This window comes from Neisseria sp. HMSC070F02 (assembly GCF_001814225.1).
Classification (GTDB): domain Bacteria; phylum Pseudomonadota; class Gammaproteobacteria; order Burkholderiales; family Neisseriaceae; genus Neisseria; species Neisseria meningitidis.
The window spans coordinates 1-14,538 of sequence record NZ_KV815415.1 but is presented as its reverse complement, the minus strand read 5'-3'; the positions used below and the strand labels follow the sequence as shown (position 1 = coordinate 14,538).

General features: G+C 50.2%; 10 protein-coding genes and 1 pseudogene. 4 read left to right on the top strand and 7 right to left on the bottom strand.

Going from position 1 to position 14,538, the window contains the following annotated elements:
• The first annotated feature begins 218 nt into the window (after positions 1-218).
• The gene (mtrR, locus tag HMPREF2959_RS04975) at positions 219-851 is read left to right on the top strand and encodes a multidrug efflux system transcriptional repressor MtrR (RefSeq protein ID WP_070696450.1); all 633 of its coding nucleotides are present in this window, start codon (positions 219-221) and stop codon (positions 849-851) included.
• A gap of 278 nt (positions 852-1,129) precedes the next feature.
• On the opposite strand, the gene HMPREF2959_RS04970 is transcribed toward mtrR, so the two are convergent.
• Entirely contained in the window at positions 1,130-1,342 is a 213-nt protein-coding gene (locus HMPREF2959_RS04970) for a hypothetical protein (RefSeq protein WP_002241898.1), read from the bottom strand.
• A gap of 333 nt (positions 1,343-1,675) precedes the next feature.
• Here HMPREF2959_RS04970 and mtrF point away from each other — a divergent pair, with 333 nt between their 5' ends.
• Complete coding sequence (gene mtrF, locus HMPREF2959_RS04965) at positions 1,676-3,244, top strand: AbgT family antimetabolite efflux transporter MtrF (protein ID WP_070696447.1); 1,569 nt, start codon at positions 1,676-1,678, stop codon at positions 3,242-3,244.
• Positions 3,245-3,313: 69 nt separating this feature from the next.
• On the opposite strand, the gene recC is transcribed toward mtrF, so the two are convergent.
• From recC to ccoN, 6 genes and pseudogenes are all read right to left on the bottom strand, one after another.
• Complete coding sequence (recC, locus tag HMPREF2959_RS04960; RefSeq protein WP_070696444.1) at positions 3,314-6,523, bottom strand: exodeoxyribonuclease V subunit gamma; 3,210 nt, start codon at positions 6,521-6,523, stop codon at positions 3,314-3,316.
• A gap of 100 nt (positions 6,524-6,623) precedes the next feature.
• The gene (locus HMPREF2959_RS04955; protein WP_002220420.1) at positions 6,624-8,033 is read right to left on the bottom strand and encodes a PepSY-associated TM helix domain-containing protein; all 1,410 of its coding nucleotides are present in this window, start codon (positions 8,031-8,033) and stop codon (positions 6,624-6,626) included.
• A gap of 201 nt (positions 8,034-8,234) precedes the next feature.
• A pseudogene (ccoP, locus tag HMPREF2959_RS04950) lies at positions 8,235-9,566 on the bottom strand (cytochrome-c oxidase, cbb3-type subunit III).
• 23 nt (positions 9,567-9,589) lie between these two features.
• Positions 9,590-9,760 (bottom strand): CcoQ/FixQ family Cbb3-type cytochrome c oxidase assembly chaperone, encoded by a 171-nt coding sequence (locus tag HMPREF2959_RS04945; protein WP_002212597.1) that lies wholly within the window; start codon positions 9,758-9,760, stop codon positions 9,590-9,592.
• Positions 9,761-9,764: 4 nt separating this feature from the next.
• Complete coding sequence (gene ccoO / locus HMPREF2959_RS04940) at positions 9,765-10,376, bottom strand: cytochrome-c oxidase, cbb3-type subunit II (protein ID WP_002212596.1); 612 nt, start codon at positions 10,374-10,376, stop codon at positions 9,765-9,767.
• Between the two features lie 26 nt (positions 10,377-10,402).
• On the bottom strand, positions 10,403-11,836 hold the full coding sequence (ccoN, locus tag HMPREF2959_RS04935; protein ID WP_002216619.1) for a cytochrome-c oxidase, cbb3-type subunit I: 1,434 nt from the start codon (positions 11,834-11,836) through the stop codon (positions 10,403-10,405).
• Between the two features lie 326 nt (positions 11,837-12,162).
• Here ccoN and HMPREF2959_RS04930 point away from each other — a divergent pair, with 326 nt between their 5' ends.
• Both HMPREF2959_RS04930 and HMPREF2959_RS04925 read left to right on the top strand, forming a co-directional pair.
• The gene (locus tag HMPREF2959_RS04930; protein WP_002216617.1) at positions 12,163-13,911 is read left to right on the top strand and encodes a M61 family metallopeptidase; all 1,749 of its coding nucleotides are present in this window, start codon (positions 12,163-12,165) and stop codon (positions 13,909-13,911) included.
• Positions 13,912-13,975: 64 nt separating this feature from the next.
• Positions 13,976-14,404 carry a TIGR01244 family sulfur transferase gene (locus HMPREF2959_RS04925; RefSeq protein WP_002216615.1) on the top strand — a complete coding sequence of 143 codons (429 nt, stop codon included), beginning with the start codon at positions 13,976-13,978 and terminating at the stop codon, positions 14,402-14,404.
• Positions 14,405-14,538: the final 134 nt, after the last annotated feature.

Sequence of the window (14,538 nt, the reverse complement as noted above, 5' to 3'; positions counted from 1 at the left end):
TGTCCTGATTTTTGTTAATCCACTATATTTCAGGATATAAAAACCGCCTGCTTTGATACCCGAATGTTCGAACGGGTTGCAAAGCAGGTTATGCCTGTTTTCAAAGTTGAGATGTAGTCTCAATTTCATGGGTTTCATTATACATACACGATTGCATGGTTACAAAGTCTTTTTTATAATCCGCCCTCATCAAACCGACCCGAAACGAAAACGCCATTATGAGAAAAACCAAAACCGAAGCCTTGAAAACCAAAGAACACCTGATGCTTGCCGCCTTGGAAACCTTTTACCGCAAAGGGATTGCGCGCACCTCGCTCAACGAAATCGCCCAAGCCGCCGGCGTAACGCGCGGCGCGCTCTATTGGCATTTCAAAAATAAGGAAGACTTGTTCGACGCGCTGTTCCAACGTATCTGCGACGACATCGAAAACTGCATCGCGCAAGATACCGAAGATGCCGAAGGAGGGTCTTGGGCGGTATTCCGCCACACGCTGCTGCACTTTTTCGAGCGGCTGCAAAGCAACGACATCTACTACAAATTCCACAACATCCTGTTTTTAAAATGCGAACACACGGAGCAAAACGCCGCCGTTATCGCCATTGCCCGCAAGCATCAGGCAATCTGGCGCGAGAAAATTACCGCCGTTTTGACCGAAGCGGTGGAAAATCAGGATTTGGCTGACGATTTGGACAAGGAAACGGCAGTTATCTTCATCAAATCAACCTTGGGCGGGCTGATTTGGCGGTGGTTCTCTTCCTGCGAACGTTTCGATTTGGGCAAAACCGCCCCGCGCATCATCGGGATAATGATGGACAACTTGGAAAACCATCCCGACCTGCGCCGGAAATAATCAAGCCTTGGTAACAATGCCGTCTGAAACGAACAAACCCTTTCAGACGGCATCAAAATGACACAAAGCCTTCTTCTAAAAATACATATTGAGACCTTTGCAATAACATAGGTTACTAAAATTTTATGCTCAATCTCATTTTCAAAATGCAAAACTTTTCTGATTTTTCCTACTTTTTGCTCAATATTAGGAAGGTTTTAGGCAATTGAAAATTTTTTGGCGCATTTTTATGCGTCAAATTTCGTTAACAGACTATTTTTGCAAAGGTCTCATATTCACTAAATTGCATTTTTAATTTCTTCTATCATTGCATGGACATTCTCTTGGTCAAAATGTCCGTTTTCTTCTGAATAAACTTCTAACAAATAATGTTCAATGAACGTTTTATCTGTCATCAGCGATACATCTCTGGCAATGTCTTCATACGACTCAAAATCATCTTCATGCCAGGGATCATATTTGTCCATAATTTTTTGAATTTCATTTTTCATATCATTTACCTTCCAATATTTATTTACAATTAATAACAATACCATTCAAAATGTAAACTGCATTCTTCTCCGGCATTCTTGCAAACAAAAACCGAAAATCCCGTCATTCCCGCGCAGGCGGGAATCCGTTTTTTTGAGTTCCAGTCATTCCTGATAAGGCTTTAACGTCAAGTTTTCGGATTACCGCCTTTATGAGAATAACGATGTGGGCATTTTCTGTTTTAATCTATTACGGTTATATACATATACGATTATTTTAGTTTGCTTACAAAACACTTCATGTTACATTCAAAAATTTAATGCACTCAATATATTTTTTTTAAGGAGAAGCAGATGAGTCAAACCGATACGCAACGGGACGGGCGATTTTTACGCACAGTCGAATGGCTGGGCAATATGTTGCCGCATCCGGTTACGCTTTTTATTATTTTCATTGTGTTATTGCTGATTGCCTCTGCCGTCGGTGCGTATTTCGGACTATCCGTCCCCGATCCGCGCCCTGTTGGTGCGAAAGGACGTGCCGATGACGGTTTGATTTACGTTGTCAGCCTGCTCAATGCCGACGGTTTGATCAAAATCCTGACGCATACCGTTAAAAATTTCACCGGTTTCGCGCCGTTGGGAACGGTGTTGGTTTCTTTATTGGGCGTGGGGATTGCGGAAAAATCGGGCTTGATTTCCGCATTAATGCGCTTATTGCTCACAAAATCTCCACGCAAACTCACTACTTTTATGGTTGTTTTTACAGGGATTTTATCTAATACCGCTTCTGAATTGGGCTATGTCGTCCTAATCCCTTTGTCCGCCGTCATCTTTCATTCGCTCGGCCGCCATCCGCTTGCCGGTTTGGCTGCGGCTTTCGCCGGCGTTTCGGGCGGTTATTCGGCCAATCTGTTCTTAGGCACAATCGATCCGCTCTTGGCAGGCATCACCCAACAGGCGGCGCAAATCATCCATCCCGACTACGTCGTAGGCCCTGAAGCCAACTGGTTTTTTATGGTAGCCAGTACGTTTGTGATTGCTTTGATTGGTTATTTTGTTACTGAAAAAATCGTCGAACCGCAATTGGGCCCTTATCAATCAGATTTGTCACAAGAAGAAAAAGACATTCGACATTCCAATGAAATCACGCCTTTGGAATATAAAGGATTAATTTGGGCTGGCGTGGTGTTTGTTGCCTTATCCGCCCTATTGGCTTGGAGCATCGTCCCTGCCGACGGTATTTTGCGTCATCCTGAAACAGGATTGGTTTCCGGTTCGCCGTTTTTAAAATCAATTGTTGTTTTTATTTTCTTGTTGTTTGCACTGCCGGGCATTGTTTATGGCCGGGTAACCCGAAGTTTGCGCGGCGAACAGGAAGTCGTTAATGCGATGGCCGAATCGATGAGTACTCTGGGGCTTTATTTGGTCATCATCTTTTTTGCCGCACAGTTTGTCGCATTTTTTAATTGGACGAATATTGGGCAATATATTGCCGTTAAAGGGGCGACGTTCTTAAAAGAAGTCGGCTTGGGCGGCAGCGTGTTGTTTATCGGTTTTATTTTAATTTGTGCTTTTATCAATCTGATGATAGGCTCCGCCTCCGCGCAATGGGCGGTAACTGCGCCGATTTTCGTCCCTATGCTGATGTTGGCCGGCTACGCGCCCGAAGTCATTCAAGCCGCTTACCGCATCGGTGATTCCGTTACCAATATTATTACGCCGATGATGAGTTATTTCGGGCTGATTATGGCGACGGTGATCAAATACAAAAAAGATGCGGGCGTGGGTACGCTGATTTCTATGATGTTGCCGTATTCCGCTTTCTTCTTGATTGCGTGGATTGCCTTATTCTGCATTTGGGTATTTGTTTTGGGCCTGCCCGTCGGTCCCGGCGCGCCCACATTCTATCCCGCACCTTAAACACGATAAACAAAATGCCGTCTGAAAACCTTTTTGCTGTTTTCAGACGGCATTTGCCTTTCCATCCCGTCAGGCTGCTCCGGCCCCTTCCCTTTTTTCCGCTGCGGCAAGCGTGTCGGCAAGCAGGCGGGCGAGGTTTTCAAACAGGGGTTGTTCGAGTGGGTTTTGGCTTGCGTTGCCGAACACGAGGGCGACTTCGGTATAGTCTTTCTGCCCTTTGCTGACTTTGTTGCCGTAATAGGCGGTTTGGGCTTTTTTCAGGGCGGCTTCCCAATCTTGTTTTTGGGCAAACGCTTCGGCAGCGGCAAGCGAGGTCTTGGCAAAAAACGGCAGCGGGCGGTTTTGCCCGATATTGAAAAACGCCATCCATTCCGACAATAGCTGCAATGCCCTGTCTTGCGCGATTTCCGCCAATATTTCGGTTTCTCCGGATTGGACGATAAAGGTTTGCCGCGTTTCGGCTTCAGACGGCATAACGGCGCAAAATATCAGGTGTTCCAGCAGAAAAGCGATACGTTGCGGCGCGTTGGGTTTGCCGTAGGCGTAAAACACTTGTCCGCAGCGGTACAGATTGCCCAAGCTGCCTTTCAGGATTTGCCCGTCCGACGGTATGGCATATGAAAGCGGTGGCAGTTTGGGGCTGTTTAAAACCGCCGTGTCGATTTGTTTGGCAGCAGTTTGGAAGTTCTGCTGCCAAAGTCTGCCCAACTCTCCCGACGGCAGGAGGCTTTCCGCCCCGATGCGGGCGGCGGTTTGGGCAAAATCCCGTCCTTCGCGCCGTGCTTCGATGTAGGTTTCGGCGATTTGATCGGCGTGTTGCGGCTCGAAGGGTTCGGCAGGCTCCCAGGCTTCGCCGATATGGGGTTCGCTCCACGCAAGCTGCTGCTGAAGCCATACTTTGACGGGGTTGCGCCAGAAACGGATAAATTCGTCCTGTCCGATTTCGGCAACAGGTTCGGCGTTTTCTACGGGTTGGTCGAAAAAGGGTTGCGGCGGTTCGGGCGTTTGTCCGAGCGCGGCGGCGTAGTCGGTACGCGTGCCGAATATGCCGTCTGAACGTCCGCCTTCTTGAAAATATCGGCGCGAGAAGGCTTGCAGCGGATGCTGTTCTATCAGGTTTTGTGCAAGTTGGCGGCTGTTTGTGCCGGTCATGGCGGCAACGGTATCGATGAGTTCGCCCAACAGCGAAGACGGGGCAAGCTCTTCGTCTTTGCGGATATCGCGCCCGATGTAGGACAAATACAGGATTTCACGCGCGCTGATGAGAGCTTCAAGGAACAGGTAGCGGTCGTCATCGCGACGGGCGCGGTCGCCTTTGGCGGGATGTTTGGCAATCAGGTCGAATACGGCGGCTTTGGTATTGCGGGGAAAATCTCCGTCGTTCAAACCCAACAGACAGATGACTTTAAAGGGCAGGCTCCGCATCGGCACCATACTGCAAAAGGTGATGCCGCCGCGTAAAAAGCCTGCCTCGCTTTCGCTGTCGAGAAAGCGGCGGATGTGGCGGATGACGGTTTGTTGCGGCAACTGTCCGGAAAATTGCGCCAATTCTGTTTCCGCCTGCCATTTGACCCATTCGTTTTCAAGGTTTTGGACTGACTTTTGGTCATCGGCTTCAGCTTGGAACAATGTTTCAAGCAAATCCCGGCAACGCGCCACCCATTCGCCGATCGTTGCGGGCTGCTGCCATATCCGTACAATATCCGACAGGGTTTCGAGGAGGGCGGCAAAACGTCCGAACAGGGCGGTTTGGTTCACGTCGGCATACCACGCGCTGACATCCTGCCACATCGGATTGCCGCCTTCGGGCAGCATCCAGCCCAATATCATGCGTTCTACCGCCTGCTTCCAGGTAAACAGCTGATCCGTGCCGCCGCGCATTTCTCCGTCCAAACCCCAGCGGACGTTCAAATCGGCAACCATGTCGTGCAAAAGCGGCAAATCGTCCTCAGTCAGTCCGAAACGGCGCAACACGGGTGCGGTTTCTAAAAGCACAAGCACTTTATCGACTTCAAATCGGCTTTCCAACAAGTCGAACAGGCATGACAAAGCATGAAACAGCGGTTGTCGGCGGCTGATTTTCACGTCTGAAACGGAATACGGCAATGCCTGCGCACCGGGCTGCGCCTGTCCGAACACGGCTTCGATAAAAGGCGTATAGGATTCGATGTGCGGGGTTAATACGGCGATATCATGCGGCTGCCAATCGGGATGTTCATGCAGAATTTTCAACAGCTTGTCTTTGAGTATCTGCAATTCGCGCAAGGGGCTGTGTGCGGAGACGATGCGTATCGAGCCGTCGCCCGTGTTGACGCTTCCCACATTTTCAGACGGCATTTTCAGGTTTTGAATATCGGTTTGCAGGGCGTGCAAAAGCGTATCGCGCCCGCCTTCTTCAAATACCGGCGTTTCTCCTTCTATTTCCATTTCGTTCAAAAAGTCGAAAAAGTCGCGCCCCTGCTTGCCCAATGAGGCGAGCAGCGGATGCCCTGCCTGAGTTAAATCGGGATCGCCGCCGCCTTTGAGGATTTGCGCCGCTTCGATGACGTTGCCCCAATACATCCCGCTCGGATTGAGTGCGAACACGAACACATCGCAATGTTCGGACAGCTTGTGCAAAAGCTGAAGATACATCGGCGCCATCGTGGAAATGCCGAACACGAAATAACGCTCGGGCAGCTTATCCTTGTCCAACGCGGCAAGCAGCTTTTCCCACAACGCGACACGGTGCGGCGCGCTCTGCCTGCCATCGTCGAGGTAACGCCACAGTTTGGACTGCCAGATTTCGTCGTCGCCCAAACCGAGCCGCCTGCCCTGCTGCCAAGCGTCTATCCACTGAGGACGGTACACGAGGTATTGGTCGAATATGTCCGCAAGCTGTCCCGCAAGCTGGTAATCTGCCGATTCGCCGCTGCCCAGATAGTCTTGCAGCACATTCCTCACATCTTCAAATTCTGCCGTATTCCGGAATGCTTCACTGCGGAACAAATCCAGCAGCCGCCAGCGCATGACTTCGGGTGCAAACGGGCGGAGTTCCGGAATACCGGGAATCAGTTTTTTCATCAGCTTCCACGTCAGGCCGGCGGGCAGGCTGAACGACAAATTCGCCGCCACGCCCAAATCGCGGGCGAGGCAGGTATTGAGATAGCGGCGCATCCCCTGACTCTGCACAATAATCTGTTCGGGCTGTAAAGCCGATTTCAGCGGTTTGACTTTTTGAATGCGGGCAAACAATGCCGCCAGCGTTTCAAGACGGTTGGATTGATACAGATAAAACATGATTTCGACAAAAGTTGCGGAAAAGTATTCGGGATTATATAGCCTTTCCCCCGTCCGCCTTCAAACAAAATGCCGTCTGAACCTTTCAGACGGCATTTGGTCATTTAAACCATCTCCTCAAAACAGGAATCCGCGACAACAGCAGCGTATCCAACAGCCAAATCACGGCAATGGCAAGCAGTGCGGTCGGGAAGAGCAGTGCGATTGCCAATAGCGGCAATGCCATCATCCACCAAACCGGCAGCTTGACTTTCTGCGCCGGCGGAACGATGCCCACCGCTCCGGTCGGACGGCGTTTCCACCACATCACGCAGCCGCTGATACCGATAAAAATGACGGCAAGGCAGAACAAGACGTTCGCCAACACGCTCCACCAGCCCAGAGTCCCCATATGCAGCGCAATGCTTGCCGCCATAAATTTGCCGAACGGGTTGTAATCGTCAAAACGGATGTCGGCAAGGATTTTGCCGCTGTACTGGTCGATATGTACCGTGCGGTCGGCAAACGGGCTGATCATGTCGTAACTCATAGAATCCTGCGACAAAGTCCATACGCCGTCCTCGCCTTTGGGCAAATTCAACTGATAACGCCCTTTGAAACCGATTTCCCGCGCAAAGCGGTCGACGGTTTCCAATGTCATCGGCTCGTCAGGGTTAATGCCGTCTTTGCCCACAGTCGTCCCTGAAACAGGCATAGGCGTAAGCTCCAAAACCCACGGCACTTCCTTAACCTTGCCGTCATTCAATACCTCGCCGTGGGTCGGCACGACTGAAACGGGGTTCGGTTCGACACCCCATTTACCGGCAGGGAACTGACTCCAAGCCTGTACGAACTTGCCGCCCCAAATACCCGCCCAAGCAATACCCGACAGGCAGAACAACAGCAAAATCAACGACACCCAAGTTCCAAACGTGCCGTGCAGATTCCGCCACCAAGAACGCGCCCTGCCTTTTGACGGCAGCAGCATCGCCTTGATGCCGCGCCGTTTCACCCACCAAAGGTACAAACCGCTGATTATCATGATAATCGTCAGCGATGCAGCCGTTTCCAAAAGATAATCGCCTGTCGAACCGAGCATCATATCGCTGTGGATTTCATCCATCGTGTGATACCAACCCTGATTGCGCGGCATGGTGTTGACCACTTTTGCCGTATAAGGATCGACCGCGACCATCGTTGCCTTGCCCTCATTGTTGACACGGAACACGGCAACCATATCATCGGCACGCGGCGCAATATACTGAACGACGGACGAAGTTTCCGGATTAACGGCACTGCGTGCCGCTTCCGCCTGAACAGACAGAGGTTGTACCGTTGCCTGCGGCACAACATGAATCCGCTCGCCCTCCTTACCGGTAATATTGGCAAACAGCAGCATACCCAAACCCGTAACGGCAAGCAGGGTAAGAAAAGGCATAACCAGCAGACCGGCATAAAAATGCCACCGCCAAACGGTCAGATAACGCCGGTTGCTCTGATTGTCGGCTTCAGTTTTGATTTGTGTATCCATTAATCGTCCTTTTGAAAATAGGGCTATCGTGATGATGCGCGATTATAAACAATAAAGACTAATTCTTTATGACTAAAGTCAAAATTCATTACAACAAATAGGCAGTCTGCGTTTAAAACCGGATGCCCGTTAAAACAAAAAATCCAGATTCAATACTGAATCTGGATTTTCATAACCGATAATATCGGAAACTCAGTCAAGTTAGAATTTGCCGCCTGACTGGTTGACCATATAGTCAACCGCAGCTTTAACCTCATCATCGCTCAAATCGCCGCGACCGCCTTTTGCGGGCATCGTATTGAAACCTTCGATCGCGTGTTTGTGCAACGTGTCCTTGCCTTTTTTGATGCGGTCGGCCCAATCGGCTTTGATGCCTACATGGGGAATACCCGGAATCGCATTGCCATGGCAGGCGGCACAAACGGTTTCATAAACCTATTTGCCGTCCGCTTTGGCAGCAGGTGCAGCTTTTTCCTCGGCTTTAGGTTCTGCTGCGGCAGGTTTGGCTTCGGACGCGGCTTGTGCTGCTTCTGCAGGAGCAGAGGCTGCGGGTTCTGCCGCCGGTGCGGGAGTCGGTGCAGGCTCGGCTTTTTTCACCGGAGCTTTACCGTCTTTATCGGAAAGACCCCATACATAAGCAGTCATAATATGCAGTTTGTCTTTATCCAAGAAATGTCCCCAAGCGGGCATTTGGCTGCTGCGACCGTTGGTAATGGTTTCGATAATGGATTTTTGCGTACCGCCCCACAACCACACGTCATCAGTCAGGTTCGGACCCAAACCTTGGATACCTTGTCCCTTATCGCCGTGGCAAGTGAAACAGTTGGCAGGCGGACCGCTGAACAAGGCTTGTCCGCGCGCGGCACGTTCCTCATCATACTGACCTTCGGGTTTTGAAAGGGACATCACATAATGGGCAACGTCTTTCACGCCTTCTTCGCCCAAAGCAGGACCCCAGGCAGGCATAGTCGCAACACGGCCTTTTTCGATGGTCTCGTGGATTTTATCGGGATCACCGCCCCACAACCAATCGCTATCGGTCAGATTCGGAAAACCTTTAGAGCCTTTAGCATCAGAGCCGTGGCACTGGATACAATAAGTGTTAAACAGGTTTTGGGCGATTTGCTTGGCTTGAGGGTCTTTTGCCACTTTTTCAATCGGCATATCCGCAAACTTGGCATACAGTTTGCCGTATTGCTCATCGGCTTTTTTGACCTCTTTTTCATATTGGTTATGGCTGGTCCATTTCAGCAGACCTTTGTAGTCGCCGACACCCGGATACATAACCAAATAACCGATACCGAACAGCCACGTCAAAACACACAGCCAAAACCACCAGCGGGGCAGCGGATTGTCGTATTCGGCAATGCCGTCCCACTCATGACCCGTAGTTTGTACTTCTTCGCCCTTCTTCGGACGTTTGACAACATTTTGAGACAGCAGCAGCCAAGCCAAAGCGATAAAGCTCAGTAAGACAATAACTGCAATATATATATTCCAGAAATTACTGGTAAATTGGGATGTTGTGTTCATTGTTTTGCTCCGTTATCACAATATTAACGGTTTTCGCTTTTCTTATCTTGCGCATCTTGGTTTTCATCAAAAATGCTGTTTGCGGCATTATCGTAGTTTTTCTTATTCCGCCTGTTGAAGACGATATAGAGTACCAACAGGAAACAGATAAAGATCCATACCGTGAAAAGAGCGCGAATACCGTTAATATCCATGATGTTACCTTACGTTTTTCAAAGCCAGACCCAATCCTTGCAGATAGGCGACTACAGCATCCAGCTCGGATTTGTTTGCCAAAGCCTCAGGCGCTTTCGCAATTTCCTCATCACTGTAAGGAGTACCTACTTTACGCAAAGCCTTCATGTTGGCAACGGTTGCATCGACATCGACTTTATTGCGTGCAAGCCATGGGAATGCCGGCATATTGGACTCAGGCACGACATCACGGGGATTCAGCAGGTGGATACGGTGCCATTCGTCGGAATAGCGGCCGCCTACACGTGCCAAATCAGGACCGGTACGTTTGGAACCCCATTGGAAAGGATGGTCGTAAACCGACTCTCCGGCAACAGAGTAATGACCGTAACGCTCGGTTTCCGCACGGAACGGACGAATCATTTGAGAGTGGCAGTTGTAACAGCCCTCACGGATGTAAATATCGCGTCCGGCAACCTGCAAGGCATTGTAAGGCTTCACGCCCGGTGCCGGCTGTGTTGCCGCCTTGGTAAAGGCCAAGGGCACAACTTCAATCAACAGACCGACACTGACTACAAGCAGCGTGAACACAATCAGAACGCCGATTTTTTCTTCAGCCAATTGTTGTAATTTCATTTTGGTAGCCTATCTTTCTTAGTATTTTAGTGGTGCTGTGTTTGGGAAACCGCAGGGATTTCGGCATCGACTGCTTTACCACCGATGGCTGTGCGGTACACGTTGTACGCCATAATGCACATACCACTCAGATACAATAAACCACCTGCAAAACGGATCACGTAGTAAGGCATGGTGCGTTTTACGGATTCGACAAACGAGTAGGTCAGCGTACCGTCATCGTTCAAAGAACTCCACATCAAACCCTGCATCACACCGGCAATCCACATGGCAGCGATATACAGAACCACGCCGATGGTCGCAATCCAAAAATGTGCTTCTACCAGCTTGGTGCTGTGCATCTGTTCTTTGCCGAACAGACGGGGAATCATGTAATAGACGGAACCGATGGTTACAAAGCCTACCCAGCCCAACGCACCCGCATGAACGTGCGCGACGGTCCAGTCCGTATAGTGGCTCAATGCATTGACCGTTTTAATCGACATCATCGGGCCTTCAAAGGTAGACATACCGTAGAAGGACAAGGATACAATCAGGAATTTAAGAATCGGGTCTGTACGCAGTTTGTCCCACGCGCCGGACAAGGTCATGATGCCGTTAATCATACCGCCCCAAGAGGGTGCGAACAGAATCAAAGACAGAACCATACCCAAAGATTGCGTCCAGTCAGGCAGCGCAGTGTAGTGAAGATGGTGCGGACCCGCCCACATATAGGTGAAAATCAACGCCCAGAAGTGAACGACGGACAGGCGGTAGGAGTAAACGGGGCGGGCTGCTTGTTTGGGTACGAAATAGTACATCATACCCAAGAAGCCGGCAGTCAGGAAGAAGCCCACGGCGTTATGCCCGTACCACCATTGAACCATAGCATCAATCGCACCGGAATAGACGGGGTATGACTTCATCAACCCTGCCGGGATGCTGATATTGTTGACGATGTGTAAAAGTGCGACCGCCAAAATAAAGCCGCCGTAGAACCAGTTGGCAACGTAAATATGTTTAATCTTACGTTTGGCAATCGTACCGAAGAATACGATGGCGTAAGCCACCCAAACCAAAGTAATCAGAATATCGATCGGCCATTCCAGTTCGGCATATTCCTTACCTTGAGTCCAACCCATAGGGAAGCTGACGACGGCGGCAACGATTACCGCCTGCCAGCCCCAAAAGGTAAATGCCGGCAGCCAACCGCCGAAAAGACGGGTATTACAAGTACGTTGGACAACGTAGTATGATGTGCCGATCAGGCCGCAACCGCCAAATGCGAAAATAACCGCATTGGTGTGCAGCGGACGCAGGCGGCCGAAGTGGAACCAAGGTCCGATATTAGACAAGTCGAGGGCAGGAGCAAAAAGCTGGGCGGCGACGATAACGCCGACCAACATACCCACAATCCCCCAAACTACAGTCATGATGGCGAACTGGCGCACCACTTTGTAGTTGTAAGTTTGTGTGTCCATGAGAGTCTCCATGAATTTATGGGAATAAAGATTTTTATCCTGCCGCTTCCGCAGCCTGTTTAAGGTGCAATCCGGGCAAGCGTAATTTTTTCTAAATTTAACATATCTGCCTTATTACGCCAAGCGGAATTACATTCGCGCCGCCGGCGAGCCCTTTGCTTAATCTGTTTTTTATTACATATAAATCATATTGTTATAATAAATTACAACCCGACCGCCATTGCTTTTGTTTCCAATTTTCCCTTTTTGTGGCACTTTATTGATGTAGGTTAAGCTGCATTTTAAAGGTATTTAATCCATCCCGTTTAACGATATATTTGATAGTTATGATTCATTATAAAATAACCCCGTCCCCTCTCGACCACGAGTGGCACATCCTGCTGACATTCACACAAGATGATGATCTTCCTATAGAAATAAGCCTGCCAAACTGGGTTCCGGGCAGCTATCTGATTCGGGATTTTTCCCGCCACATCACTTCTATCCATGCATCCTGTAACGGCACGTCCATGCCGCTCGAACAAATTGCAAAAAACCGCTGGCACGCTGCCGCCGTACGCGGCGAGTGGCAAATCCGCTACACCGTATATGCATTCGATTTGTCGGTTCGAGGTTCTTTCCTGACGACAGAACGCGGTTTTTTTGACGGATCGTGCCTGTTTTTGAAAGTCGAAGGAACGGAAACGCTGCCGCACCGCTTGGAATTGACGGGTATTCCGTCCGAATGGCGTATTGCCACAACGCTGCCGGAAACAGGGAGGTTTGTCTTTCAGGCGGCATCTTATGCCGAATTGATTGACCGACCTGTCGAGATGGGCTTGATTGAATTTTTAGATTTTGAGGCGGCAGGCATTCCGCACACAATTGCCTTAAGCGGCATATATCCCGATTTCGACCGCAACAGGCTGGTTTCGGATATCAAAAAAATCTGCGAAACAGAACTGGCGGTGTTTTCCTCCCCTGCCCCGTTTCAAAAATATTTGTTCCTGCTCCACGTCGGCGACCATATTTACGGCGGTTTGGAACACACCGACAGCACCGCCCTGCTCGCCGACCGCCACAGCCTTCCGCCGTACGGTATGACCGATGCCGACGATACCTACACCACATTGCTCGGACTTTTCTCCCACGAATATTTTCACGCGTGGAACGTCAAATCCATCAAACCTGCCGCGTTCGTCCCTTATGACCTCGACAAAGAAAACTATACCGAACAACTATGGGCATTCGAAGGTATTACATCCTATTACGACGATTTGTTTTTGGCACGCAGCCGCACCATCTCGCCCGAATCTTATTTAAACCTGCTGGCACAAGGCATTACGCGCGTACAACAAACCCGCGGCCGTTTGAGGCAGACCTTGGCGGAATCGAGTTTTACCGCGTGGAACAAATTTTACAAACCGGATGAAAACAGCCCCAACGCCATCGTCAGCTACTACCAGAAAGGCGCGCTTGCCGCATTGTGCCTTGATCTGATAATACGCAACCGAAGCAACGGCAGACATTCTCTCGATACGTTAATGGACAAACTCTATCGGGAGTGGAGGGACACACACTCGGGTATTCCGGAAAAACACTGGCAAATCCGCTGTCAGGAAATTACCGGCTTGGATTTGGAAGATTTTTTCCAAAAAGCGTTATACAGTACCGAAGATTTGCCGCTTGCCGAATGCCTGGCAACCGCAGGCGTGGGACTGACCTTCCTGCCACTTCCCCGACAACACGGCGGCGGATACGCAGAACACATCTGCCCCGTCCCGCCGGCAGGCGATTTTGGCGCACGTTTCAAACAAAACACCGACCACATCGTCCTGACCCATGTCTTCAACAGCGGCAGCGCGGAATCTGCGGCACTGTGCCCGCAAGACAAAATCATTGCTTTAGACGGTTATGCCTGCACCGACTTTACCGCACAATGGGCCCGATACCACGTCAATGCAAAAATCAATATCCACTTCTTCCGTGCCGGCATATTGCGTCAAACCGTCTTGACGGTTCAGGCAGCGGCAGCGGATACTGCCATCCTACATATCACAGACCGGAACCTGTTGGACAACTGGTTGTTCGGTTAAACTTTCAGACGGCATTGCACACAAAATGCCGTCTGAAAAACAACCGCAAAGTAAAGGAAACAAAATGGCCATTCTGAAACTTGACGAACACCTCTATATTTCTCCGCAACTGACCAAAGCCGATGCGGAACAAATCGCGCAACTGGGCATCAAAACCGTCATCTGCAACCGCCCCGACCGCGAAGAAGAATCGCAACCCGACTTCGCCCAAATCAAACAGTGGCTGGAACAAGCAGGCGTTACTGGATTCCATCACCAACCCGTTACCGCACGCGACATCCAAAAACACGATGTCGAAACCTTCCGCCAACTCATCGGACAAGCCGAATCTCCCGTCCTTGCCTATTGCCGGACCGGTACGCGCTGCTCCCTCCTGTGGGGCTTCCGCCGGGCGGCAGAAGGTATGCCGGTTGACGAAATCATCCGCCGCGCCCAAGCGGCAGGCGTAAATTTGGAAAACTTCAGAGAGCGGCTGGACAACGCCCGCGTCTGATTACAAGCCGAAAACACCTTCAAGCGGCATTCCACCGCAACTTGAAAAAGAGGACGGCAAACCTTACTGCCGTCTTCTGTCCTTCTCCGTTTTTACAGTGGGAGACCTTTGCAAAAATAGTCTGTTAACGAAAT